Source organism: Pseudomonas sp. MWU16-30322 (assembly GCF_020515535.1).
Classification (GTDB): domain Bacteria; phylum Pseudomonadota; class Gammaproteobacteria; order Pseudomonadales; family Pseudomonadaceae; genus Aquipseudomonas; species Aquipseudomonas fluorescens_H.
Genome location: NZ_JAIWYL010000011.1, coordinates 80,670 through 106,788, shown reverse-complemented (window position 1 = coordinate 106,788; position 26,119 = coordinate 80,670). Strand labels below are relative to the sequence as shown.

The window sequence follows — 26,119 nt, the reverse complement described above, 5'->3', positions numbered from 1 at the left end:
TCGTGCTCGCGTTTTCGTACCCTCTGCCGTCCGTATTGCCCCACAGAGCCCGTACGAATGCTCAATGACAAGGAAAGCCCTTTCACCCTGACCCTGAGTGACGGCCAACTGTGCCTGCCGGTGCTGCGTTTCAGCGGCAAGGAAGCACTGAATCAGCCTTTTCGTTTCGAGATTGATGTGATCGGTCTGGCCCCCGCCCTGCCGCCGGGAAGCCTGCTGCGCCAACCGGCGTTCCTGCGTCTGGGCGTCGATCACGGGATTCATGGCCTGATCCACAGTGTCAGTTGCGAACATCGCGCCAGCCACCGTATCGGTTACCGGCTGACGCTGGTCCCGCATCTGCTGAGTCTGGAGCAGTCGCCGCGGCGCCGGGTCTTCGTGCAAGCGAGTGTGCCGACGATCCTCGCGCAATTGCTCGGCGAACATGAACTGCCGGCGGACAGTTACCGGATCGAGATGAGCGTCGGCCAATACCCACCAAGGGAATTTTGCCTTCAGTTCGAGGAAAGCGACCTGGCCTTCATGCAACGACTGTGTGAGGAGGAAGGCATTCACTATCACTTCGAACATCGCCCGCAGGGGCATGTCGTGGTGTTTGCCGATGACAACCTGAGCCTGCCGCAGGAACCATTGCCCGTGCCGTTTGCCGTGACCGACGACACGCCGTCGCCGCGCATCAGCACCCTGTTGCAACGCCATGACGCGACACCGGTCATGGCCGCGCACAGCATTCGCAACCGGGGCCAGGAGATCAGCGCCGCAGACGCGGCCAATCACCCCGTGCCCGCGCTTACACCGTTGAACCTGTCGGGCGAACAGCGCCACGCCGAACAACGCAGCCGTCGCCACCTGCAACGCCAGCGCTGCCAGTCGCGCACGATCCGGGGCAGCTGCGATTGCAGTGCACTGCGCAGCGGCCATCTGTTGCAGATCAGCGGGCACCCGATCAATGCCTTCAACGAACAATGGCTGATCACCGAACTGCACCATCAAGGCCAGCACCCTTCGATTCTTGATCCGACTACGGGTGTGCATCGCTATCAAAACGACTTTACTGCCCTGCCTTGGTCGAGCGATTTCCGCCCGCCTCTGGCACAGCCACGTCCGAACATCGGCGGCTATCACCTGGCGCAAGTGCTGGGATCGCCCGGCCAGCCAGCGCCACTGGACGATCGCGGGCGCATCGGCGTCAGCCTCTGGCCGACGCAGACCGCTGAGTCTGCATGCCTGTGGCTGCCGATCGCGCTGACCGGCGCCGGCCAACTCGCCGCCCACCAATTGCCCCGCGCCGGCAGTGAGGTGTGGGTGAGCTTCCTCGACAGCGACCCGGATCGACCGATCCTCTGCCTCGCCAACCCGCGGCCCGCGCCACCGCGCGAAACGTCGCCACCGCGCGACAGCAGCCTGTTGCTCGATTGGCTGCTCCATGGCGCCGATCCGTAAGCGCCGCAGAGATTGAAATGAGTACAGCGGCCGGAACCTGGTTGGCTGGGAGGTTGCTATCGCGAGCAGGCTCACTCCTACAGTTGGATTGGGTGCGGGCAGTTAGAGATTGGTCGGCTCGTAGGCCGGCATCGCCAGCAGGTACAGTTCAGATTGCGTGCTGCCCCCTGCGGCGAAGCCGCCCCACTCAACACAATGAGCGTTAGCTCGAGTACCGCTTTTGATCTGAGGGCCCGTCGGCAGGCTGAGTGGAGGGGTTTATCCGGGGGTGGGAGCGCAGCGACCGTTTGGCGCAGCCAAACACAGCGAGAGGAGGTGCAGCGAAGCAAACCGTAGGCGCTGCCCCCCGGATGAATCCCGGAGCGAAGGAACCCGAGCCTAAGCGAGGGCCGAACGTCAGGGTAAAGCCTTTTTGGTTACTTTTTCGGCGTCTGGAAAAAGTGACCCGCCGTAAGGGCGGAACCCCAAGCCGCCGTTACCGCAGCAACGGATATGCCCCCATAAATCAAAGCCCCCAATCACCCCTTGTCAGCCTTCCCCGCCGCCGCCGCAAACCTCGCCAACCGCACATCCAGATGCCGCGGCCGCCGCCCATGATCCTCAGCCCGCTCCTTGCGCCGAATCGCATTACGCACCATCAACGACCCCAGATAACGAATCGGCTCCGGCGGAAAATACCCCAACGGCCCATTCACCAATGGCGAACGGGTCCAAGGGTTATCGAGCCCCTGCACCAACGAAGCAAGAATCTGCCCGCCCATGTGACACGGCCCGACACCACTGCCGGAATAACCAAAACCATAAAACACATTGCCACTGGCACTCATCTGGCCAAAAAACGGCAACCCGGTCACCGAGCGATCCGACGGCCCATTCCAGGTCGCATCGACCTTGACCTCGGCAAACGCCGGAAAAAACTCCCCAAGGCTGCGCTTGAGCAAATCCGCATAGGGCGACGGCTGATCGAACACCGGCAACATCCGCCCGCCAAACGCGAACGTGTTGCCACCCTTGCCGAGCATGATCCGGCCGTCCGGCGTGTTGTGGTAGTAGTGCACGAAAATCCGCGAATCGAGCACGGTAAAGCCGCTGGTCAAACCGATGTCCTGCAACAGATCCGGGCGTGGCTCGGTGATCAGCATGTCGCTGGAAACAATCGCCACGCTACGCTCGAACTGCGGGAACGCGCGGGCCATCCACGCGTTCATCGCCAGCACCACGCGGTCAGCGATCACACTGCCGCCGGCGGTGTGAATCCGCGCCGGGCGACCTTCTTCCAGGCCGGTCATCGCAGTGTTTTCATGGATCTTCACGCCGAGCTGCAACGCCACCCGGCGCAGGCCGCGCACCAGTTTGCCCGGTTGCACACTGGCCGCCGCCGGCGAGAACCAGCCCTCCAGATGCTTGCTGGAACCGGCCATGCGCTGCACGTCTGCCACCGGCCGCTGGGTGAATGAGTTGATGCCCTGCCGCTCCAGCGCCGCGATCACTGCGTCAGTCGAGCCGACCTGCGCCTTGTTTGTAGCCGTGTACAGCGTGCCGTCGAGACGGTAATCGGCCTCGACGCCGTACTGTTCGCAGAACGCGCCGATGGCGTGGATGCTGCGCTCGGATTCCTTGACCAGACGTACCGCCTCCTCGACGCCGAACAGCCGCTCGAGGGTGAAATACTTGGCTGACCACGACAACGCAAAACCGCCGTTGCGCCCGCTGGCACCGGCGCCGCAGATGTCGGCTTCGATCAGCAGCACATCGAGTTCAGGGTTCTGCTGCTTGAGCATGATCGCCGTCCACAACCCGGTGTAGCCGCCGCCGACGATGCACACGTCGGTGCGCACTTCGCCTTGCAGCGGCGGGCACGTCGCGGATGGATCGGCCTGCAAGGCCTGTTCGAGCCAAAACGGTCGCATGGGATTCTCCAGTCAGATGGCCACGACACAGCCTGCCGCGAGCGCCGCAGCAGGCCGCGAGGCAAGGGTTTCAGTTACGCAGGGGTTTGATGGTCAGCGGGCAATTGGGGATGGACGCGCGCGGCTCCATCACCCCGACCGGGCGGCTGTTCCAGTGCGGAATCAGCACCAGCGCCGAGAACAATGCGCAGCCGGCGAAGACGATGAACACCGTCACCGAATCGAAGTAACCCGGCAGCAATCCGCCGAGCACTGCGCCGACCGAGCCGCAGCCGTTGACGAAACCGGCCGCCGTGGCACCGGCCTTGGCCTTGCCGAAGTCGATCGCCGCCGCGCCGCTGATCATCGAGTCCGGTCCGTACAGGGTCAGACCCATGACAAACAGCAGCGCCACCACCAACATCACGCTGCCGGTGTGCAACGCGCCCATGAACAGCGCCAACGTCACGGTCAGCGCCAGCAGGCTGAGGACGCAGGCCGGCATGCGCCGGGCGCCGAACAGTTTGTCCGAGGCCATGCCGATCATGATCGGGCCGAGCAGACCGGCCAGTTCGAACGAGGTGGGAATGATCGCCGCGCCGACCTTGCCGACACTGGGCATCTGTTCGAAGACGATCACCGGCCCCCACAGCAGAATCGCGTAGCGCGCCGGTTTCAGCATGAAATACGCCAGGCCCAGCACCAGCACCGTGCGGTTGCGCAGGATTTCCTTCAACGGCTCCCAGACGCTGAGTTTGCTGTTGGCTTCGGTCTCTGCCGCACTCAATTCCGGCTCCGGCTCCACCGCTGGCAAGCCGACGTCTTCCGGTTTGTTGCGCTGGAATATAAAGAACAGCACCGCTACCGCCGCCACTACCGCCGCACTGGAAATGAACGCCGCGTGCCAGGTGCCCATCAGCGTATACGCCCACCAGCCGGCGAACGGCGAGGCCACCAGACCGCCAAACGCGTAGCAGGAACTCCACAGACCGAGTACCCGCCCACGCTGTTCGGCTGGGAAGAAACTGCCGAGGTTCTTGCACAGCCCCGACCAGCCAGTGGATTGCGCCAGGCCCTGAATCAGCATGCAGGTGGCGAAGATCGGCAGCGTGGCGAAGCTGCCCATCACCAGTGCCGCACCCGCGGAAATCAACAGCCCGCCGAGCACCACAACCCTTGGACCAAAGCGGTCGGCGAGCATGCCCCAGGTGAATTGGCCGATGGCGTAGGCCGCCAGATAGATTGCATCGAGGTTGGCCATGGCCATCTTGTCGAGCATGAACGTCGGGTCTTCGGCGATGCCCAGTTTGGCCACCGAAAACGCTTTGCGGGTGAAATAGAAAGCGGCGTACGCGAGCCAGGTGATAGCGAAAATCTGCATGCGCCAACGCGCAATGGTGCCGATGTGCTTGTTCATTGTGGTTCTGACCTCAGGGTGTGAGTGTGCCGGCAGAATCGTTAAGTAAACGCCTGTGTTTTTTATTGTTGAGCACTGCGCCAGCGCCCCATCCCTGATGGCGATAGCGGTCAGATGAGTCCTGTTGTTGCACGCACAGGCTCATCGCCAACCCTGCTGTCCGAACAGACAGGCAGCGATGGCGTGAGCGGATCAAAGCAATTACTGTTTAATAAATAAAATCGATTTATCGTATTTCACACATAAGCTCAGCTTGTTACTGGAGGCTGCATGTCGGTGTCCCACGCCCAGCTCAAAGCCTTTCACGCCGTGGCTGTCCACGGAAGCTTCACCAAAGCCGCCGAACGGCTTTTTCTCACACAACCGGCGATTTCCGACCAGGTGCGCAAACTCGAGGAACGCTTTGGCGTGTTGCTGTTTCACCGCAACAAGCGTTCGGTGCGCCTGACCGATCTCGGTGAGCGTCTGCTGGCGATTACCCAACGGCTGTTTGTGATTGAGGCTGAAGCACAGGAGTTGCTGCAGGATTCCAGGGCCTTGCAAACCGGCAGCCTGATTCTGGCAGTGGATGCGCCGGTGCATGTGCTGCCGCAGATCGCGCGGTTTTGCGAGCGCTACCCGGGGATCAGCGTGAAGATCGAAACCGGCAACACCGATGAATCGCTGTTTCGCCTGTTCAACTATCAGGCCGATCTGGCGCTGCTCGGGCGCGATGTCACTGATGAGCGCCTGCTGTGTGTGCCGCTACGCAACGACCCGATGGTGGCGTTCGTTTCGCGCCATCACCCGTGGGCCGAGCGTGAGTCGATCTGCCTGGCCGATCTCGACGACACGCCGCTGGTGCTGCGCGAACACGGCTCGGTCACCCGGCAGACCCTGGAAGAAGAAATGGCCCGCGCCGGGTTCCGTATTCGCCCGGCGATTCAGGTCGAGGGCCGGGAAGCCGCGCGTGAGGCGGTGGTGGTGGGGATTGGTGTGGGGGTGGTGTCGGCGGCGGAGTTTGGCGCGGATTCGCGGGTGTGTGCGTTGCCGATTACCGATTGCACCCGGCGGTTGACCGAGACGCTGGTGTGCTTGCGTGAGCAGAGTTCGCGGCGGGTGGTGGCGACGTTTCTCGATATGGTGCGCGAGAGCCTGGTGTAAACCGGTCTGGCCCCTTCGCGAGCAGGCTCGCTCCCACAGGGGATTTGTATGCGCCGCAAGACCAATGTGGGAGCGAGCCTGCTCGCGAAGGACGCACCACGGTGTATCAGCCTGGCGCCAGACCAAAGAACGCCTGAATCAAGCGCAACTCCCGCCGCCGCTCCATACACCCGATCATGTGCCGATTGACCAACCCGTCCCCGACAATCGGAATCGCCACCACCCGCGGGTCATGGCTGACCTCCACCGAAGACACCACACCTACCCCCAGCTCCGCCGCCACCGCTTCGGTCACCGCCTCGCGACTGTCCAGCTCCAGCAACACTCGCGGATGCACCGCCGCCTGCGTGCAGGCCTGATCAAAGGTGCGCCGGGTGATCGAACTCGGCTCGCGCAGCACCATGATCACCTGATCCAGCTCCTTGAGCTTTACTTCGCCGGCACGCTGCGCCCACGCATGCCCGGCGGGCACCAGCGCGCAGATCCGCGATTCGCTCAAGGCTTGCAGATGCAGGCCCTTGCGCGGTTCGACCTCGGTCAGCACTGCCACGTCCGCATGCTCGGATAGCAGCGCGGCGAGGGTTTCCTGCGCATTGCCCAGGCGCAGATTCACCGTGATCCCCGGATAACGTGCGCGCAGGCTGGCGAGCATCGGCATGACCATGTGCGGACCGTCCGCCGCCACCTCCAGACGCCCGGTGAGCAACTGGCGGTTGGCTTCAAGCATGGTCTGCGCTTCTTCGGCCAGACCGAACATGGCGCGGGTGATCGCCGCCAGTTTGGTGCCCTCCTCGGTCAGCTCCACCCGGCGTGCCGTTCGGCGCAACAAGGTGATCTGGTAGTGCTCCTCCAGCGCCTTGATGTGTCCGGTGACCGCCGGCTGGCTGATAAACAAGCGTGCGGCGGCGCGAGTGAAGCTGCCTTCCCGGGCCACGGCGTCGAAGGCACGCAGCTGGAACAGATTCATGAATAACCCTCACTGATGGCTGGCATAACAACAAACAATTTGATTGATGCAACGCCGAATTGCAACGTATGCCCCGTAGCTTCATCCCACAGCGCTTTCGCGAGGACACACGAATGAGTACTGCCGCCCCCATCCTGCTCACTCCCGGCCCGTTGACCACCTCGGCGCGCACCCGCCAGGCAATGATGGTCGACTGGGGGTCATGGGATGACCGCTTCAATCAACTGACCGCCAGCCTCTGCGAGCAACTGCTGGCGATCCTCAACGGCGCCGCCACTCACCACTGCGTGCCGTTGCAGGGCAGCGGCACCTTCGCCGTCGAAGCTGCCATCGGTACCCTGGTGCCGCGTGACGGTAAAGTCCTGGTGCTGATCAACGGCGCCTATGGCAAGCGTCTGGCGAAGATCTGCGAAGTGCTCGGCCGCTCGTTCAGCACCTTTGAGACTGCCGAAGACGAACCGACCACCGCCGCCGACGTTGATCGTCTGCTGCGCGCCGACGGCGACATCACCCACGTTGCGCTGATTCACTGCGAAACCAGCACCGGCATCCTCAACCCGTTGCCGGAGATCGCTGACGTCGTTGCGCAACACGGCAAGCGCTTGATCATCGACGCCATGAGCTCGTTCGGCGCACTGCCGGTGGACGCGCAAAGAGTGCCGTTCGACGCACTGATCGCCGCCTCCGGCAAGTGTCTGGAAGGCGTGCCGGGGATGGGTTTCGTCTTCGCTCGCAAAGAATCACTGGCCGCAGCCGCCGGCAATTCGCACTCGCTGGCGATGGACCTGTACGACCAGCACAGCTACATGCAGAAGACCGGTCAGTGGCGCTTCACCCCGCCGACCCACGTGGTCGCGGCGCTGCACGAAGCGCTGCTGCAATACAACGAGGAAGGCGGCCTCCCCGCTCGCCATGCGCGCTACGCCGCCAACTGCCAGGCGCTGATGGAAGAGATGGGCAAGCTCGGGCTGCGCAGCTTCCTTCCGGCGGCGATCCAGGCACCGATCATCGCCACCTTCCATGCCCCGCAAGACCCGCGCTACCAGTTCAAGGACTTCTACGAACGGGTCAAGGCCAAGGGTTACATCCTCTACCCCGGCAAGCTGACCCAGGTCGAAACCTTCCGCGTCGGCTGCATCGGCCACGTCAGCCCGGACGAAATGCGCCAGGCCGTCGCGGCAGTGGGCGAAGTGCTGCGCGAGATGGAAGTCCTCGAGATCTGAACAACACCCTAATCCCCCTGTGGGAGCGGGCTTGCTCGCGAAAGCGGTTGAACATTCAACATTAATGTCGACTGACACAACGCCTTCGCGAGCAAGCCCGCTCCCACAGTTTTGAACCGTATTGCCAACTCAGGAATTGATTGCCATGAACTACACCAACCCAAGCAAGCTGCAAGCCGCCATCCTCGACTGGGCCGGCACCGTGGTCGATTTCGGCTCGTTCGCGCCAACCCAGATCTTCGTCGAAGCCTTTGCCGAATTCGACGTGCAGGTGTCCATCGAAGAGGCCCGTGGCCCGATGGGCATGGGCAAGTGGGACCACATCCGCACCCTGTGCGATCAGCCGCAAGTGGCCGAGCGTTATCGCAAGGCGTTCGGCCGCACGCCGACCGACGATGACGTCACCGCCATCTACAACCGCTTCATGCCGTTGCAGATCGAAAAGATCGCCGAACACTCGGCGCTGATTCCCGGCGCACTGGACACCATCGCCAACCTGCGCCAACAAGGGATCAAGATCGGTTCCTGCTCCGGCTACCCGAAACAGGTGATGGACAAGGTCGTGGCCCTCGCTGCCACTAATGGCTACGTCGCCGACCACGTGGTTGCCACCGACGAAGTGCCAAATGGCCGTCCATGGCCGGCCCAGGCCCTGGCCAACGTGATTGCGCTGGGCATCGACGACGTCGGCGCCTGCGTGAAGATCGACGACACCGTGCCAGGGATCCTCGAAGGCCGTCGCGCCGGCATGTGGACTGTGGCGCTGATCTGCTCGGGCAACGCGCTGGGCCTGGATTACGCCGGCTACCGTGCGCTGGGCAGCGACGAACTGGCCAGTGAACGCAAACGCATCCACGCGCTGTTCGCCGATTCGCGTCCGCACTACATGATCGACACCATCAGCGACTTGCCGGAGGTGATTGCCGATATCAACAAGCGCCTGGCCAACGGTGAAATGCCACAATCGAGCTGATCGCCGCTGCGTTAAAAGAAAAAACGCCAGTGTCTTCGCGACACTGGCGTTTTTTTATGAAAAAGCAGCACAACACCTGATTCAGCGCATTAAAAGACGGATCAGCATCGGGCAAATCCGTCAAAGCGGATTACAGTTAAAGCATGCCGTCGCACAAGAACGGCACGCAGTGACCCTGATCCGTGAGGAAATACCGTATGCCGTGGACAAGTTCCGAATCCCGCTACAGCACCGTGTCCGTGCTGCTGCACTGGCTGATGCTGGTCTTGTTGATCCTGGTGTATGCCAGCATGGAGTTGCGCGGGATCTTTCCCAAGGGCAGTGGCGGCCGCTCGCTGATTCGCGAAGTGCATTACATGCTCGGCCTGACCGTGTTCGTGCTGGTGTGGTTTCGTCTGGTGGCCCGCAGCATCGGCCCGGCACCGAAAATCTTCCCGGCGTCGCCCCAATGGCAGACCTTGCTGGCGCGGGTGATGCACTGGCTGTTGTACCTGTTCATGATCAGCATGCCGATCCTCGGCTGGCTGATCACCAGCGCCGAGGGGCATCAGGTGATGTTCTACGGCTTCGATCTGCCACTGCTGGTCAATGAAGACAAGGCTTTCGCCAAGCAGGTGGAACACTGGCACGTGTTGATCGGCAACATCGGCTACTGGCTGATCGGCCTGCATGCGCTGGCGGGGCTGTATCACCATTATGTGGTCGGCGATAACACCCTGTTGCGGATGATGCCCAAGCGCAATTGAACATTGGTTCAGTGACATGCCCTGTGGCGAGGGAGCTTGCTCCCGCTGGGCTGCGCAGCAGACCCAAATTCTGAAAATGCGGACAGTCAGACAGAGCGCTGTCGCTGGACTTGCGACGGCTGCGCCGCCGAGCGGGAGCAAGCTCCCTCGCCACATAAGTTCAACTGCAGGAACTGAATCCGCGGCGCCCCTGCAAGCCACCGGTATGCACGAAGATCAGCCGCGTGCCGCGCTCGAACCTGCCCGCTTCAACCTGCTGCTTCAGCGCCAATAACGCCTTGCCGGTGTACAGCGGCTCCAGCGGAACGCCACTACTGCGCTCAGTGCTGTCGATGAATTCAAGCAACTGTGCATCAAGCTTGGCGAAACCACCCCGGCTCGCGTCGAACAGCGCGTAGTCCACCGCAACCCGCCCCGCCTCCTGAACAATCGCCTCAACCTGCGGCGCCACGCCATGGTCCTCCGGCACCGCCAGCGCACCGTAAACCGGATGCTCTCCCGCCTCGGCGAGCACCAGCCCTGCCAGGGTCGTCCCGGTGCCGCAGGCCAGCCACCAGCCGTGATAATCGCTCCAGCCCAATCCGGCCAATTGCGCGTTGACCTGCGCCTTCAGCGCCGCACAACCGAGCGCCCCGGGCAATCCGCCGCCGCCCTCCGGCACCGCATGAAAGTCCGGATACTGTGTCTGCCACGGCTGCCAGAACCCCGGCGCATGCCGCGCCCGATAGCCGCCAAACCCCAGCCAGTGCAGTTGCATGCCGAACGCCTGCAAATCTGCAACCGTGGGCGTCTGCTGCGGATGCCCGCGCAACAGGCCGACTGTTTTGAAGCCCAGGCGTTTGCCCGCCGCTGCGAGCGCATGCAGATGATTGGAATGCGCGCCACCAAGACTGATGATGCCTCGCGCCCCGGCGCGATCGGCGGCCTTGAGGTGCTCAACGAGTTTGAACCACTTGTTGCCACTGATCAGCGGGTCGATCCGGTCCAGACGCAGGATCGCGACCTCGATACCGGCGGCGCTGAGCCAGTCGAGCTGAAGTCGTTCGAGGGGGGCTTGGGGTAGCCAGTTGGCGGGAGGGAGAAGCATGGGCGACTGATCATTCTGGACTGAGCCGGCATTCTAATCGCTCACAGGACGCCATCGCGAGCAGGCTCACTCCTACAGGATCCGCGCCATCCATAAATTCTGCGAACACCACAAATCTACTGTGGGAGCGGGCTTGCTCGCGAAGGCGTCGTGTCAGTCGACATGTGTATTGGCTGACACTCCGCTTTCGCGAGCAGGCTCGCTCCCACAGGTCAAACGGTGGGGCTTAGAGTTCAGCAGCCAGACGCGACCCCTGATTGATCGCGCGCTTGGCATCCAGCTCCGCCGCCACATCGGCGCCGCCGATCAGGTGCACATTCTGCCCCGCCGCCACCAGACCGTCCTGCAGCTCACGCAGCGGATCCTGGCCGGCGCAGATCACGATGTTGTCCACCGCCAACACTTGCGGCTCGCCGGTTTCGCCGATGCGGATGTGCAGGCCTTCGTCGTCGATCTTCAGGTATTCGACGCTGTTGAGCATCTGCACCTGCTTGTTCTTCAGGCCAGTGCGGTGAATCCAGCCGGTGGTCTTGCCCAGACCGTCGCCGACCTTGGTTTTCTTGCGCTGCAACAGGAACACTTCACGGGCCGGTGCATGCGGCGCCGGTTTGATCCCGGCCACGCCACCACGGGCTTCCAGATGGGTGTCGATGCCCCACTCCATCCAGAACGCGGTGCGATCCAGACTGGTGGCCACGCCTTGGTGCACAAGGAATTCCGAGACGTCGAAACCGATACCGCCCGCGCCAATCACCGCCACGCGTTTGCCCACCGGTTTGCGCTCGAGGATCACGTCCAGGTAGCTCAGCACCTTGGCATTTTCGACACCCGGAATCGCCGGCACTCGCGGCGCAATGCCGGTGGCGAGGATGATTTCGTCGTAACCGCCCTCGACCAGTTTCGCCACGTCGACACGGGTGTTCAGGCACACCTCGACATGGGTGGTCTGCAGCTTGCGCTTGAAGTAGCGCAAGGTTTCGAAGAACTCTTCCTTGCCCGGCACACGCTTGGCGATGTTGAACTGGCCACCGATTTCACTGGCCGAATCAAACAACGTCACCTGGTGCCCGCGCTCGGCGGCCACAGTCGCGGCGGACAGACCGGCAGGGCCGGCACCGACCACCGCGATCTTCTTGATCTGCTGCACCGGCAGGTAGTTGAGCTCGGTTTCGTGGCAGGCACGCGGATTGACCAGGCAACTGGTGAGCTTGCCGCCGAAGGTGTGATCGAGGCACGCCTGGTTGCAACCGATGCAGGTGTTGATTTCATCGGCGCGGCCTTCCGCGGCCTTGTTGACGAAGTCCGGATCGGCGAGGAACGGCCGGGCCATCGAGACCATGTCAGCATCGCCTTCAGCAAGGATCTGCTCGGCGATTTCCGGGGTGTTGATGCGGTTGGTGGTAATCAGCGGAATGCTCACCGAACCACGCAGTTTGGCGGTGACCTTGCTGAACGCGGCGCGCGGCACTTTGGTGGCGATGGTCGGAATGCGTGCTTCGTGCCAGCCGATGCCGGTGTTGATGATGGTCGCGCCGGCCTGCTCGATGGCTTTGGCCAGGATCACGATTTCTTCCCAGCTGCTGCCGCCCTCGACCAGATCGAGCATCGACAGGCGGAAAATGATGATGAAGTTCGGGCCCACCGCTTCACGTACACGACGGACGATTTCCACCGGCAGGCGCATGCGGTTTTCGTAGCTGCCACCCCAGCGGTCGGTACGATGGTTGGTGTGCGCGGCGAGGAACTGGTTAATGAAATAACCTTCCGAGCCCATGATTTCCACGCCGTCGTACTCGGCGCTCTGCGCCAGTACCGAACAGGTGACGAAATCGCTGATCTGTTTCTCGATGCCTTCCTCGTCCAGCTCTTTGGGCTTGAACGGGTTGATCGGTGCCTGAATCGCACTCGGCGCGACCTGTTTCGGGCTGTAGGCATAACGCCCGGCGTGGAGGATCTGCATGCAGATCTTGCCGCCCGCCTCATGCACCGCGCGAGTGACGATGCGGTGCTTGAGCGCTTCTTCCTCGGTGGTCAGTTTGGCTGCGCCGGAGTACACGCCGCCCTCGTCGTTCGGGCCGATACCGCCGGTGACCATCAGGCCGACACCACCCCGAGCGCGCTCGGCGAAGTACGCCGCCATGCGTTCGAAGCCGCCCGGTTTTTCTTCAAGGCCAGTGTGCATCGAACCCATCAGGGTGCGGTTGCGCAGCGTGGTGAATCCCAGGTCCAGCGGGGCCAACAGGTGCGGGTAATGGGCGGTCATCGGTAACTCCACAACGAGCGATCACGGAAATTGCGGGAGCTCTGCGTCCCCCGTCAGTCATGTTCGACAGACTAAGAGTCGCACTGCTGTCACTCAATGACCGAAACTGACAACTTATTGATCCAAATGCGCAGCGCCCCTTGGCAAGCGCAGGTATGCGCCCTACCCTAGTCGCCACACCCTGTACCCGGCTGTTGTTGGTTTTCATGCGCAAACTTCTGTACCTGTTTTTCTCCATGGCCATCGTTGCCGCCCTGACCACCTACGCCATGTGGGCGGCGGACCGGCCGGCGGGCCATTACCTGTCGGACCTGCGCATCAAACTGGCGGTCGATCAGGGCACCCCTGCCGATCGCGGCAATTTGCTGGGCATCCAGCCGGAACTGTTTCCCACCGACTACCAAAGTCCCGAGCGCCTGCACCGCAAACTCGCGGCTTATCTGCAGCAGGCGCAGGATCAGGGGCTGCTGAACGAAAAAACCGTGGTGGTCCTGCCCGAGCATGTCGGTACCTGGCTGATGATCAGCGGTGAGAAAGACGAGCTGTACCAGGCGCCGACTCTCGTCGAAGCGATGAACTGGCTGGCGGCGAGCAATCCGCTGCTATTTGCTCGCGCCTGGCTCACTGCCAAGGGCGAAAATCGCCTCGACGACGCGCACCTGCGCATGAAGTCCAAAGTCATGGCCAAGGATTACCAGGCGCTGTTCGGCGGGCTGGCCAAAGAATTCCACGTGACCTTGGTGGCCGGTTCTATCGTCTTGCCCGAACCGAGCATCCGCGACGGCCAGCTCAAACCCGGCAGCGGCGCGCTGTTCAACAGTAGCGTGGTGTTCGGCCGTGATGGTGTGCCGCTGGGCCAGCCACAGCGGCAGATGCACCCGATCTTCGAGCAGCGCGACGTGATCAATAGCGAAGACGAGCATGCGATCAACGTGATCGAGACCCCGGCCGGGCGTCTGGGTGTGCTGATCGGCAGCGACAGCTGGTACCCCGACAACTATCGCCGACTCGACGAGCAAGGCGCGCAACTGGTGGCGGTGCCCGCCTTCGTCGTCGGTCACGACGCCTGGAATCAGCCGTGGGCCGGCTACAAGGGTTCGAGCACACCGGGTTCGGTCAGCCTCAAGCCCGGGGAAATCAGTGAGGGTCAGGCCTGGCATCGCCTGACGCTGACCGCGCAGCCGCCGAGCAGTCGCGCGATTGCCGGGATGAGTGTGTTCCTGCGCGGCCAGTTCTGGGACAAGCCCGGTTCGGGACAAAGCTTCCTCAGCAGCAACGGCCAGCAATTCGCCGATGGCGAAGCCCGTGGCGCGCGTCTGCTGAACATCTGGTTGTAAACCATGAAACCAATGCCGATGCGCCTTGGGGATCTGTCGGTTGGCTTCGTCCACAGCCTTGCCGATGCCGTGCGCAGCCATGGCGTCGACCCGCAACCGCTGCTGGAACAATACGGGCTGGACGCCGCTCGACTGGCCGAGGCCGGCGCGCGGCTGTCGATCCCGCGCTACATGCGTCTGGGGCACAGCGCGATTCAGTTGACCGGCGACCCGGCACTTGGCTTGCGCATGGGCCTGCTCAGTCGTTTGAGTCAGGCTGGGCTCGCCGGGGTCACCGCCGCTCAGGCGCCGACCGTGCGCGAGGCCGCCCGTTGCCTGATCCGCTTCGAGCCGTTGTACGGTTCCAACTATCGCGGCCAGTCGAGTTTTCATGAAGACGCGAATGGCGCCTGGCTGCGCTTCTATTCGATCAGCCCGTACAACGCCTATAACCGCTTTGTGGTGGATTCAATCATCGCTGGCTGGCTGCATCAGCTGTCCAGCGTCGGCCGCGAGCAACTGCGAGCGGAACGCATCGAAATCGAATTTGACGAGCCAACCTATCGCGACGCCTACAGCGTGCTGGGCGACTGCCCGCTGCAGTTCGGCGCCGAACGCAATCAACTGCGCTTAAGCCTCACCAGCCTCGCTCAGCGCAACCCGGAGCACTGCCCGAGCACCTGGAAGCATTTGCTCGCGTTGTGCGAACGGGAGCTGGAGCAATTGACCCGCACCCGCAGTCTGCGTGAACGCATCACTCAGCTGTTGGGGCCGTTGCTCAATGGTGGCCGGGAACCCGACCTGGAAGAAGTGGCGGCGCGTCTGAAGCTGCCGACCTGGACGTTGCGGCGCAAACTGGCCGAGGAAGGCACGCAGTTTCGCGCGATCCTCAATGACACCCGCCGTGATCTGGCGATGACCTACATCCGCGACACCGAACTGGCGTTCGGCGAAATTGCCTACCTGCTGGGCTTTGCTTCAGCCGAGGCGTTTCAGCGCGCTTTCAAACGCTGGAGCGGTCAGACCCCTGGCGAGTTTCGCCGCAGTCATCGCAAAACCGCCTGACGCCTTACAGCTCGGTGGCGTCTTCTGCCGGTTCTGGCTGATCGAGTTCAAAGGCCTGGTATTCGAGCAGTTCTTCTTGATAGTCATCCATCGTGTCATCCCCATGCTGCTCGCTTGAAAATAGCCCGGTCAAATAACCAGTGCTTCGAGCATAACGTGCCCGTGTGAAGGAAAAGTGAAACCCTTCCTTCATGAAATAAAACGTAGCAGGTGGTCAGAAATTTATCGCGGGATTTTTGTCGGGGGAATGTAACTAGAGTTGAGTACACCACAAAACAAATGTGGGAGCGGGCTTGCTCGCGAAGGCGCAGTGTCAATCAACATATACATTGACTGACACTCCGCTTTCGCGAGCAAGCCCGCTCCCACAGGAGGGCTGCGCGCAGCTTATTGCATCGCCGGAATCGGCTCGGACGGCGGCGGGATATTGGTCGGGTTGGCCGGCGGCGTGATCGTTTCGGTAGCCGGAGCAGGTTCAGCACTCGGTGCCGGGGTGATCGGCGCGGGCTCGGCAGGCGGCACCACAGGTTCGGAACCCACTGGCGTCGGTGCAACCGGGGCCGGCGCTGGGGTCGCTGCCGGTGCTGCCGGCGCCGTGGTCTGTGCTGGCTCGACAATCCCTGCTGGCGTCGGCGCAGGCGTTGTTTCTACCGTCGGTGCCGGGGTAGCCGGGGTTGCCGGCGCTACAGCGGCAGGCTTCGGCTCCGGCACGCCGAGGTCGGTCTTGGGTTTTTCTTCGATGTGCGCCGCTTTCTTCGCATCCGCCGGCAGGAACAGTTCGACCAGGGTGAAGAATCGCTCGTAGAACTTCTGCGAGGTCACGGTCTCACTGGCGACCTTGACCATCGAATCATCGGAGGAACCGATCGGCATCGACACCGAACCCAACACGCCGACTCCGAGGCTGGCGGAGTTGTTGGTCTTCTTCAGCGCGTAGCGATCCTGCAAGGCGTTGGCGAACACAGTGGCATGGTGCTTGGCACTGCCATCTTCGGCGCACACCACGTTGAAGCTGATCTCCAGATGGGTTTCACCGGTCTGCTGGAAGCTCTTGTGGCCACTGACCAGTTTCGGGTCGCTGCTGGTGATGATGTAGCCCTGGCTGAGCAGCGCACGACGGGCCGCCTCGCAACTGGCGACATCGGCAACCGGGTAATTGCGAGAATACGTACCGGAATCGTCGAAATTCTCATGCTCATAGATCGGCTTGTCTTTCGAACAGCCGGCCACAGCGGTCAACAACAGCGCCAACCCAACGACACGCATGGGAGTTGAAATCAACATTAAACATCCTGAGGGAAAACGGTCCGGGGCGTATTGTGCAACAGATCGCGGCCCCGCGGCGCACGGATTAGTGTCTTAAAACAGTTACAACTTTACCGAGGATGAGCGTCGGGAAAAAGCCGCGTCGATAAATGATCGATAAATACCCGCAATTTGGCGGTTGCATGGCGGCTCGACGGCCACAACACCCAGAACTGACCGACGTGTTGCAGATGAGCATCCAGCACCCGTTGCAAGCGCCCCTGCGCCACTGCCTCATGGGTCATGAAGTCCGGCAGGCAGGCGATGCCCATGCCGGCAATGGCTGCATGGCTGACGGCTTCGATCGATGTACTGACCAGTCGGGTCGGCAGACGCGCTTCAGGTGCGCTTTCCTCGCGAATCAACGGCCACGGTTCCAGCTTGCCGGTGGCATGAAAGGTATGCCGCAAACAGGCGTGATCCGCCAGATCGGCCGGAATCTGCGGCATGCCACGTTGCTGCAGATACAGCGGGCTCGCCACCAGCACCATGTGAAAATCACCCAAGGGCCGCGCCATCAGCCGTGAATCCCGAGGCTTGCCGGTGCGAATCACTGCGTCGAAGCCCTCCTCGACCACATCGACCATGCGATCGGTCAGGTCCAGATCCAGCTCGATCTGCGGGTACAGCGCCATGAACTCGTTCATCACCGGCATCACCAGTCCATGCACCTGCGGCAGGCTGATACGCAACTTGCCATGGGGTTGCGACGCGGAATTGCACAGTTCGAACTCGGCGGCTTCCACCTCGGCGAGAATCTTGCGACAGCGCTCGAGGAACAGCGCACCCTCGCTGGTCAGGGTGATGCTGCGAGTCGTGCGATGAAACAGCCGCACGCCAAGTCGCGTCTCCAGCCGCGCGATACTTTTGCCGACCGCCGAAGACGAAACGCCCTGCAGCCGCCCCGCTTCGGTAAAACTGCGGGTCTCGGCAACCTGCACAAACACCGAAATACTGCCCAGGCTGTCCATTCCACGCCTCCCATTCACGACATCCGTGTCCGATATGTTCGGAACCGTAACCCATTTTTCTCCAATGCGCAGCGCCCTAGCCTATGGCCTTCATCCCCTTCGGCACATGGACGCTGACTCATGAACGACGCACAACTCACCTCGCCAGGCCTCGACACTGCACTTGAAGAACCCGAACGCTTGCCCCTCGGCGCCCTGCTGGCCCTGGCCACCGCCGGCTTCATCACCGTGCTGACCGAAGCCATGCCCGCCGGCCTGCTCCCGCAGATGAGCGCTGGGCTGAATGTCTCGCAAGCGCTGATCGGCCAACTGGTCACGCTGTACGCCATTGGTTCGATGCTCGCCGCCATTCCGCTGACCATCGCCACCCGCAGCTGGCGCCGGCGCCCATTGTTGCTGTCAGCCATCGGCGGCTTCGCCATCGCCAACAGCATCACCGCCCTGTCAGAGCTGTACTGGCTGACCTTGATCGCACGACTGCTGGCCGGGGTCTTCGCCGGGTTGCTCTGGGCATTGCTGGCAGGCTATGCCAGCCGCATGGTTGCGCCCCACCTGCAAGGCCGGGCCATCACCGTCGCCATGCTGGGCGCGCCGCTTGCACTGTCGCTGGGCATCCCGGCGGGAACGTTGCTCGGCACGATGGTCGGCTGGCGCCTGAGCTTCGCGATCATGACCGCACTGACGCTGCTGCTGGTGATCTGGGTGCGCTGGCAAGTGCCAGACTTCCCCGGCGAGCGCGTGGGAAAACAACTGCCCCTGCGTCAGGTCTTCACCCTGCCCGGCGTGCGACCGGTACTGTTTGTGACCCTGTCCTACGTGGTTGCTCACAACCTGCTGTACACCTACATCGCACCGTTCCTGCAACCGTCGGGACTGGCCAGCGATATCGACCGCGTGCTGCTGGTATTTGGCCTGGCGTCGGTGCTGAGCCTGTGGATCGTCGGCAGCCTGATCGACCACTGGCTACGCGAGCTGATGCTGATCAGCACGCTGCTGTTCATGCTCTCCGCCATCGCCTTGGGCCTGTGGCGAGAATCGGCGACCGTGGTCTACATCGCCGTCGCCGTGTGGGGCCTGGCATTCGGTGCGATGCCCTCGCTGCTGCAGACAGCTTCAGCGAAAACCGCCGGGGATGCCGCTGATACAGCGCAGTCGATGCTGGTAACGCTGTGGAATGTCGGGATCGCCGGCGGCGGACTGGTGGGGGGATTACTGCTGGGTAATCTGGGGGTTGGCGCGTTTCCATGGATTGTTGTGGGGTTGCTGGTTTTGACTTTGTATGCGGCGCTCAAGGCGCGGGATCATGGGTTTGCGGGGGTGAGGTGATGGGTTTGTCTGTCGCGAATTGGTTGACCGATCAACCGCCTTCGCGAGCAGGCTCGCTCCCACAGGGATTGAGGTGAGCAGTCAGAGATTGGTCGCCTGACAGGCCGCCATCGCTGGCAAGCCAGCTCCCACAAGATCAAAAGATCAAAAGATCGTCCGAACGCGGCCCGAGCCTTCGGCAGCTCCTACACAGGATGAGCGCTAGCTCGGCTGCAGCTCTTGATCTTGCCGTGCCGGCCCCATCGGCAGGCCGAGTGGAGGGGTTTATTCGGGGGTGGGAGCGCAGCGACCGTTCGACGCAGTCGAACACATCGAGAGGAGGTGCAGCGAAGCAAACCGTAGGCGATGCCCCCGGATGAATCCCGGAGCGAAGGAACCCGAGCCTAAGCGAGGGCCGAACGCCGGGGCCCAGACTTTTGGTTACTTTGGGGCGTTTGCCAAAGTGACTCGCCGTAAGGGCGAAACCGCCAGCCGCAACACCCGAAGAACCGGATATTCACCCAATCCACAAGAACATGGTCGGCCCAAAGGCCGCCAAGCCCAAAAACCAAAGTCCAAAAAAAACCCCAACCATAAGGTCAGGGCTTTCCTGTTACCACTCAGTCAAACATCAATACCGCTTGATATCAGCCTGGCTTTCCAACTGCTTACGGAACGCCGCAAAGTCCTGCTGACCTTCACGCGACGCGAGGAAGCGACGGTACTGAGCCTTCTCTTCTTCAGTCGGCGCCACCGCCTCGTTGACACCATTCAGACGCACAATCATCAGACTGCCGTCCTGCAAGGTCACGCTGGTGAACGTCGGTTTGTCCTTGGCCGCCGGTTTCGGCATGCGGAACAACGCCTGCAGCACAGTCGGATCAATGCCTTCCTGAGCACGGGTCGCCGCCGTCACAACCTTCCAGTTCTGGCCATCAACCGCCTTGTCCAGCGGAGTCTTGCCATCACGCAGACTGGCGATCAACTGTTCAGCCTTGGTCTTGGCCGCAGCGCTGGCATGCTCTTTGGTCAGTTGGGCACGAATAGCAGTGTTGACAGCTTCCAGCGGCAGTTGCTCAGGCTTCAGGTGCTCCTTGGCGCGCAGCACGACCACGGTTTCTGGATCCAGCTCAATGCCGGTGCTGTTGGCATTTTCTTCCAGCACTTCCTGGCTGAATGCAGCGGCCACCACAGCACGGTTGGCCGCGATGCCTTCGCCACCTTCGCGGCCGAACGGTTTGGAGGTGTGCACGGTCAGTTTCAGGTCGGCCGCAGGCTGGGCCAGGTCAGACGCTTCGAACGCCGAGTCTTCCAGTTGCTTGGTCGCCTCGACGAAACGCTGCTCGACCTGTTGGGTCTTCAGCTCGCGGGTCAGCTTGTCTTTCAGGCTGGCCAGGGTCGGGACTTCCGGCGCTTCAACACCCAGCAGCTTGATCAGGTGGTAACCGAAATCGGTACGCACCGGCTCGGACACCTGGTCCTTGTTCAACGAGTACAGGGCTTTTTCGAAGGCTGGGTCATAGACGCCAGGACCTGCGAAACCGAGGTCACCGCCATTGTTGGCCGAACCCGGGTCCTGCGAGAACTCCTTGGCCAGCGCTTCGAATTTCTCGCCCTTGGCCAGACGCGCCTGGACTTCTTCGATCTTCGCCTTGGCCTGAGCGTCGGTCGTCTTGTCGTTGACTTCGATCAGGATATGCGCCGCACGACGCTGCTCCGACAGGTTGGCGATCTCTTTCTGATACGCCGCCTGCAGGTCTTCGTCCTTGACCGCAACCTGGTCAAAGAACGAGGACTTCTTCAGCTCGACGTAGTCGACAACCACCTGCTCAGGGGTCATGAACTCCTTGGCGTGCTCGTCGTAGTAGGCCTTGACCTCATCGTCGGTCAACTTGACTGCGGCCGGATCGGCCTTGACGTTCAGCGAAGCGAAGTCGCGGGTCTGTTTTTCCAGACGGGCGAATGCCAGCACTTCGGCGTCGGTGACGAAGCCGCTGCCGGCAACACCGGCGCGCAACTGACCAATCAGCATTTCCTGAGCCAGCATCTGGCGGAATTGCATACGGGAGTAGCCCAGTTGACGGATCACCTGGTCGAAGCGCTCGGAGCTGAACTTGCCGTCCACCTGGAATTCAGGGGTCTGCAGGATCACCTGATCCAGTGCGCCTTCGGAGAAAGCGAATTTCGATTGTTCTGCGCCTTGCAGCAACAGCTTGCGATCGATCAGCCCCTTGAGGGCCGACTCGCGGAGCATTTTTTCGTCAAGCAAGGAAGCATCGAAGTCCTTGCCCAGCTGTTGCATCAACTGGCGACGTTGCATGTCAACGGCCTGGCTCAGCTCGTTCTGGCTGATTTCTTCACCATTGACCTTGGCCGCATCGTTGGAGTGCGTAGTGGCCTTGAAAATGGCATCGAAACCGGTCAAAGCCATCAGTGCAACGATGACCCCGATAATGGTCTTGGCAATCCAGCCTTGTGAATTGTCCCTGATATTCTGCAGCATGCGTCCCCCAGAAACGGTTGAACTTCAAAAATTAGGCAACCGTGGAGCGTGGGTAGAATCCGGATAGAAGAAAGGCGCATCCGAGGATGCGCCTTCTCGTAACTGGCGGAGCGGACAGGGCTCGAACCCTCGATCCCGGCGTAACAGGCGGCTGTTCCAGCGACCTGCTCTACCGCTCCGCTGCCAAGTCAGGCTTGACCCCGACCCGGATGGGTAAAAACCTGAAACAAACTAACTTAGTTGACAGCTTCTTTCAGTGCTTTACCGGCTTTGAAACCTGGCTTTTTAGCAGCAGCAATTTGCAGCGTCTTGCCGGTCTGTGGGTTACGACCAACGCGAGCTGGACGATCAGTCACGGAGAAAGTGCCGAAACCAACCAGAACAACGGAGTCGCCAGCCTTGAGAGCGCCAGTGACGGATTCGATTACAGCGTCCAGCGCACGGCCAGCAGCAGCTTTCGGGATATCAGCGGATGCAGCGATAGCATCAATCAGTTCCGACTTGTTCACTCTAAGTCCCCTTATATCTATTTTGAGATGATTCTAAGTTTTTTGGTGAAAGCAAAAACAGTGCTGAATGGCCTACAGACACTTAAGAGCCGCTTTATAACAAGGGCTCTAAAAAGCTGTCAAGGAAGCCCCCCAGGCAAAAACGGATTAATGCGTGCTAATTCTTTCCTTTGAATCAGACTCACGTTTTTCGTCCTTGGAAACTATCTCCGGAGCCACATCCGGCAAGGGCTCCGGCGCGTATTGCAGCGCAATTTGCAGGACCTCGTCAATCCATTTAACCGGTTTAATCTGCAGATCCTGCTTGATATTGTCAGGAATCTCCTTCAGATCGCGCACGTTCTCTTCCGGAATAATCACAATCTTGATTCCGCCGCGATGAGCCGCGAGCAGTTTTTCCTTCAGACCACCAATTGCCAGCACTTGACCACGCAGAGTGATTTCGCCGGTCATGGCGACATCGGCGCGTACCGGGATCCCGGTCAATGCCGACACCAGTGCCGTGCACATGCCCACACCAGCGCTAGGGCCATCCTTCGGGGTCGCCCCTTCCGGCATGTGAATGTGGGTGTCGCGCTTCTCGTGGAAGTCCAGAGGAATGCCCAGACTCTTGGCACGGCTGCGTACAACAGTCAGCGCGGCAGTGATCGATTCGACCATTACATCGCCCAGCGAACCGGTCTTGATCAATTGACCTTTACCCGGCACCACAGCCGCTTCGATGGTCAGCAGTTCGCCGCCCACCTGCGTCCACGCCAGGCCAGTTACCTGACCGATCTGATCCTGTTGCTCTGCCAGACCGTAACGGAATTTGCGCACGCCGAGGAAATGCTCCAGCAGATCAGCTGTCACTTTTACCGAGAAGCGTTTTTCCAGCGCGTGCTCTTTGACGGCCTTGCGGCAGACCTTGGCGATCTGACGTTCGAGGCCACGCACACCGGCTTCGCGGGTGTAGTAACGGATGATGTCGCGAATCGCTTCTTCGTCGAATTCCAGCTCGCCCTTCTTCAGACCGTTGGCGGCAATCTGCTTCGGCGACAGGTACTTGACGGCGATATTGATCTTTTCGTCTTCGGTGTAGCCCGGCAGGCGAATGACTTCCATCCGGTCCAGCAGTGCCGGCGGGATGTTCATCGAGTTCGAGGTGCACAGGAACATCACATCGGACAGGTCGTAATCGACTTCCAGATAGTGATCGTTGAAGTTGTGGTTCTGCTCCGGATCGAGCACTTCCAGCAACGCCGACGCCGGGTCGCCACGCATGTCGCTGCCCATTTTGTCGATTTCATCGAGCAGGAACAGCGGGTTGCGCACACCCACTTTTGTCATCTTTTGAATCAATCTTCCCGGCATCGAACCGATGTAGGTCCGGCGGTGACCACGAATTTCCGCCTCGTCACGCACGCCACCAAGGGCCATGCGCACGAATTTACGGTTGGTGGCGTGCGCAATCGACTCCGCCAGCGAGGTTTTACCCACGCCAGGAGGACCGACCAAGCACAACACCGGGCCACGAATCTTCTTCACGCGCTTCTGCACGGCGAGGTATTCAAGGATGCGTTCCTTGACCTCTTCAAGGCCATAGTGATCGGCGTCGAGAATGTCTTCAGCACGTGCCAGGTCGAGGCGCACCTTGCTCTGTGCCTTCCATGGCACCTGCACCAGCCAGTCGATGTAGGAGCGCACCACGGTGGCTTCAGCGGACATCGGCGACATCTGCTTGAGTTTGTTCAGCTCGGCGGTGGCCTTGGCCAGGGCATCTTTTGGCAATCCGGCAGCGTCGATGCGCTTTTTCAGCTCTTCGATTTCGTTGTGACCTTCGTCACCGTCGCCGAGCTCTTTCTGAATGGCCTTCATCTGCTCATTCAGGTAGTACTCGCGCTGGCTGCGCTCCATTTGCTTTTTGACGCGGCCGCGAATGCGTTTTTCGACTTGCAGCAAATCGATCTCGGCATCCAGCAACGCGAGCACGTGCTCGACCCGGGCCGACAGATCAATGATTTCGAGAATTTCCTGCTTCTGCTCGATTTTCAGCGCCATGTGCGCGGCCATGGTGTCGACCAGACGGCCAGGCTCATCGATGCTGTTGAGCGACGACAGGACTTCAGCCGGGACTTTCTTGCCCAACTGCACATATTGTTCGAACTGCGACAGCAGGCTGCGCACGAACACTTCGGATTCGCGCTCGGCGGCATCAACTTCATCGATCAGCGAGACCTCGGCGCGGCAATGCCCGTCGACTTCGCTGAAGCGCTCTACAGCGCCGCGCTGCTCACCTTCGACCAGAACCTTGACCGTGCCATCCGGCAGCTTCAGCAGCTGCAGCACAGTAGCAATCGTACCTACGCGATAGAGAGCGTCTTCACCGGGATCATCGTCAGCCGGGTTTCTCTGGGCCAGCAGCAGGATCTGCTTGTCGCCCGTCATCGCGGCCTCGAGGGCTTCGATGGATTTCTCGCGCCCCACGAACAGCGGGATAACCATGTGCGGATAAACCACGACATCGCGCAATGGCAGGAGAGGCAATTCGATGGTTGTCTTCATGATTTCGCCTCTACGGCGGCCATATGGCCGTAATCAGATGGAATTAAGCTTGAAACCAAGATGGGGGCTGCCTTGAAAAAAAACAAGCGCTAAGCGGATGTAAAAAACGACATAAAAAAAAGAGGCCCGAAGGCCCCTTCTGTGTTCCGGCAGTGTGGACGCTTACGCGTCCGGCGCTGCCTTGGCCGTCGGCTCACTGTTTTCGTAGATATACAGTGGCTTGGACTTGCCTTCAATCACGCTTTCATCGATGACGACTTTGCTCACCTCGGACTGCGAGGGGATTTCGTACATCGTGTCGAGCAGCACACCTTCGAGAATCGAGCGCAGGCCACGAGCACCGGTTTTACGTTCCAGGGCACGCTTGGCGACCGATTTCAGGGCGTCGGTCCGGAACTCCAGATCCACGCCTTCCATCTCGAACAGCTTGGCATACTGTTTGGTCAGAGCATTTTTCGGCTCGGTGAGGATTTGCATCAGCGCAGCCTCGTCGAGCTCGTCCAGCGTCGCTAGCACCGGCAGACGACCGACGAATTCCGGGATCAGACCGAACTTGACCAGATCGTCAGGCTCGACTTCACGCAGGGATTCACCGACTTTCTTGCCTTCTTCCTTGCTGCGCACTTCTGCGTTGAAACCGATGCCGCCCTTGGTGGAACGGTTTTGAATAACCTTTTCCAGACCGGAGAACGCACCACCACAGATGAACAGGATGTTACGGGTGTCGACCTGCAGGAATTCCTGCTGCGGATGCTTGCGGCCACCTTGCGGCGGAACGGAAGCGACCGTGCCTTCGATCAACTTGAGCAAGGCCTGCTGCACGCCTTCACCGGAAACATCGCGGGTGATCGACGGGTTGTCGGACTTGCGGGAAATCTTGTCGATTTCGTCGATGTAGACAATGCCCATCTGGGCCTTTTCCACGTCGTAATCGCACTTTTGCAGCAATTTCTGAATGATGTTCTCGACATCTTCACCTACGTAACCGGCCTCGGTGAGGGTGGTTGCGTCAGCGATGGTGAACGGAACGTTCAGCAGGCGGGCCAGTGTTTCGGCCAGCAGGGTTTTACCGGAGCCTGTCGGGCCGATCAGCAGGATGTTGCTCTTGCCGAGTTCGACGTCGTCAGCCTTCTTGTCACGCTGATTCAGGCGCTTGTAGTGGTTGTACACCGCTACGGCCAGAACCTTTTTCGCACGCTCCTGACCGATTACATACTGATCAAGGATGCCGCTGATTTCTTTAGGCGAAGGCAATTTATGCGCGCTGCTTTCGGCCTGGGCTTCCTGCACCTCCTCACGGATGATGTCATTGCACAGGTCGACGCACTCGTCGCAGATAAAGACCGAGGGGCCGGCAATCAATTTGCGTACTTCATGCTGGCTTTTGCCACAGAAGGAGCAATAGAGCAGCTTGCCGTTGTCCTCGCCGTTGCGGGTGTCAGTCATTCGT

The 26,119-nt window shown here is 61.0% G+C and carries 20 protein-coding genes; 8 read left to right on the top strand and 12 right to left on the bottom strand.

The genetic code is table 11. The features are described from left to right. The first annotated feature begins 57 nt into the window (after positions 1-57). Positions 58-1,443: a type VI secretion system tip protein TssI/VgrG gene (gene tssI, locus LCH64_RS22430; RefSeq protein ID WP_226501284.1), complete on the top strand. Its 1,386-nt coding sequence runs from the start codon at positions 58-60 to the stop codon at positions 1,441-1,443. Positions 1,444-1,961: 518 nt separating this feature from the next. On the opposite strand, the gene LCH64_RS22425 is transcribed toward tssI, so the two are convergent. Together LCH64_RS22425 and LCH64_RS22420 are read right to left on the bottom strand one after the other, a co-directional pair. Next, positions 1,962-3,353: an FAD-dependent oxidoreductase gene (locus LCH64_RS22425; protein ID WP_226501283.1), complete on the bottom strand. Its 1,392-nt coding sequence runs from the start codon at positions 3,351-3,353 to the stop codon at positions 1,962-1,964. Between the two features lie 70 nt (positions 3,354-3,423). After that, a complete protein-coding gene (locus LCH64_RS22420; RefSeq protein ID WP_103521220.1) occupies positions 3,424-4,749 on the bottom strand; it encodes an MFS transporter in 1,326 nt (441 codons plus the stop codon). Positions 4,750-5,019: 270 nt separating this feature from the next. Between LCH64_RS22420 and LCH64_RS22415 the strand changes: the two genes are divergently transcribed. Beyond that, on the top strand, positions 5,020-5,892 hold the full coding sequence (locus LCH64_RS22415) for a LysR family transcriptional regulator (RefSeq protein ID WP_226501282.1): 873 nt from the start codon (positions 5,020-5,022) through the stop codon (positions 5,890-5,892). Positions 5,893-5,998: 106 nt separating this feature from the next. Here the strand turns inward: LCH64_RS22415 and LCH64_RS22410 are convergent, their stop codons facing one another. Next, positions 5,999-6,859: a LysR substrate-binding domain-containing protein gene (locus LCH64_RS22410; RefSeq protein WP_226501281.1), complete on the bottom strand. Its 861-nt coding sequence runs from the start codon at positions 6,857-6,859 to the stop codon at positions 5,999-6,001. A 113-nt stretch (positions 6,860-6,972) separates the two neighbouring features. Here LCH64_RS22410 and LCH64_RS22405 point away from each other — a divergent pair, with 113 nt between their 5' ends. From LCH64_RS22405 to LCH64_RS22395, 3 genes are all read left to right on the top strand, one after another. After that, positions 6,973-8,082, top strand: coding sequence for a 2-aminoethylphosphonate--pyruvate transaminase (locus LCH64_RS22405; RefSeq protein WP_226501280.1), 1,110 nt, complete (start codon positions 6,973-6,975; stop codon positions 8,080-8,082). Positions 8,083-8,227: 145 nt separating this feature from the next. Further along, a complete protein-coding gene (gene phnX, locus LCH64_RS22400) occupies positions 8,228-9,055 on the top strand; it encodes a phosphonoacetaldehyde hydrolase (protein WP_003223652.1) in 828 nt (275 codons plus the stop codon). A gap of 197 nt (positions 9,056-9,252) precedes the next feature. Then, entirely contained in the window at positions 9,253-9,801 is a 549-nt protein-coding gene (locus tag LCH64_RS22395; RefSeq protein WP_103486576.1) for a cytochrome b, read from the top strand. Positions 9,802-9,961: 160 nt separating this feature from the next. Here LCH64_RS22395 and LCH64_RS22390 read toward each other — a convergent pair whose 3' ends face one another. Together LCH64_RS22390 and LCH64_RS22385 are read right to left on the bottom strand one after the other, a co-directional pair. Further along, the gene (locus LCH64_RS22390; RefSeq protein ID WP_226501279.1) at positions 9,962-10,888 is read right to left on the bottom strand and encodes a pyridoxal-phosphate dependent enzyme; all 927 of its coding nucleotides are present in this window, start codon (positions 10,886-10,888) and stop codon (positions 9,962-9,964) included. A 226-nt stretch (positions 10,889-11,114) separates the two neighbouring features. Beyond that, on the bottom strand, positions 11,115-13,151 hold the full coding sequence (locus tag LCH64_RS22385) for an NADPH-dependent 2,4-dienoyl-CoA reductase (protein ID WP_226501278.1): 2,037 nt from the start codon (positions 13,149-13,151) through the stop codon (positions 11,115-11,117). Positions 13,152-13,357: 206 nt separating this feature from the next. Between LCH64_RS22385 and LCH64_RS22380 the strand changes: the two genes are divergently transcribed. After that, on the top strand, positions 13,358-14,488 hold the full coding sequence (locus LCH64_RS22380) for a nitrilase-related carbon-nitrogen hydrolase (protein WP_201138175.1): 1,131 nt from the start codon (positions 13,358-13,360) through the stop codon (positions 14,486-14,488). Positions 14,489-14,491: 3 nt separating this feature from the next. Further along, entirely contained in the window at positions 14,492-15,532 is a 1,041-nt protein-coding gene (locus tag LCH64_RS22375) for an AraC family transcriptional regulator (protein ID WP_003223644.1), read from the top strand. A gap of 4 nt (positions 15,533-15,536) precedes the next feature. Here LCH64_RS22375 and LCH64_RS22370 read toward each other — a convergent pair whose 3' ends face one another. The 3 genes from LCH64_RS22370 to LCH64_RS22360 form a co-directional block, all read right to left on the bottom strand. After that, positions 15,537-15,725 carry a hypothetical protein gene (locus LCH64_RS22370; protein WP_226501277.1) on the bottom strand — a complete coding sequence of 63 codons (189 nt, stop codon included), beginning with the start codon at positions 15,723-15,725 and terminating at the stop codon, positions 15,537-15,539. A gap of 194 nt (positions 15,726-15,919) precedes the next feature. Then, positions 15,920-16,816 (bottom strand): DUF2242 domain-containing protein, encoded by an 897-nt coding sequence (locus tag LCH64_RS22365; RefSeq protein ID WP_226501276.1) that lies wholly within the window; start codon positions 16,814-16,816, stop codon positions 15,920-15,922. Positions 16,817-16,908: 92 nt separating this feature from the next. Continuing rightward, positions 16,909-17,808, bottom strand: a complete 900-nt coding sequence (locus LCH64_RS22360; protein WP_226501275.1) for a LysR family transcriptional regulator — start codon at positions 17,806-17,808, stop codon at positions 16,909-16,911. A gap of 120 nt (positions 17,809-17,928) precedes the next feature. Here LCH64_RS22360 and LCH64_RS22355 point away from each other — a divergent pair, with 120 nt between their 5' ends. Further along, the gene (locus LCH64_RS22355; RefSeq protein WP_226501274.1) at positions 17,929-19,134 is read left to right on the top strand and encodes an MFS transporter; all 1,206 of its coding nucleotides are present in this window, start codon (positions 17,929-17,931) and stop codon (positions 19,132-19,134) included. Between the two features lie 610 nt (positions 19,135-19,744). Here the strand turns inward: LCH64_RS22355 and LCH64_RS22350 are convergent. The 4 genes from LCH64_RS22350 to clpX form a co-directional block, all read right to left on the bottom strand. After that, positions 19,745-21,616, bottom strand: a complete 1,872-nt coding sequence (locus LCH64_RS22350; protein ID WP_226501273.1) for a SurA N-terminal domain-containing protein — start codon at positions 21,614-21,616, stop codon at positions 19,745-19,747. A 236-nt stretch (positions 21,617-21,852) separates the two neighbouring features. Further along, positions 21,853-22,125, bottom strand: a complete 273-nt coding sequence (locus LCH64_RS22345; RefSeq protein WP_008077714.1) for an HU family DNA-binding protein — start codon at positions 22,123-22,125, stop codon at positions 21,853-21,855. Between the two features lie 147 nt (positions 22,126-22,272). After that, on the bottom strand, positions 22,273-24,669 hold the full coding sequence (gene lon, locus LCH64_RS22340) for an endopeptidase La (protein ID WP_003223634.1): 2,397 nt from the start codon (positions 24,667-24,669) through the stop codon (positions 22,273-22,275). 162 nt (positions 24,670-24,831) lie between these two features. Next, on the bottom strand, positions 24,832-26,115 hold the full coding sequence (gene clpX / locus LCH64_RS22335) for an ATP-dependent Clp protease ATP-binding subunit ClpX (protein WP_003223632.1): 1,284 nt from the start codon (positions 26,113-26,115) through the stop codon (positions 24,832-24,834). Positions 26,116-26,119 lie beyond the last annotated feature (4 nt).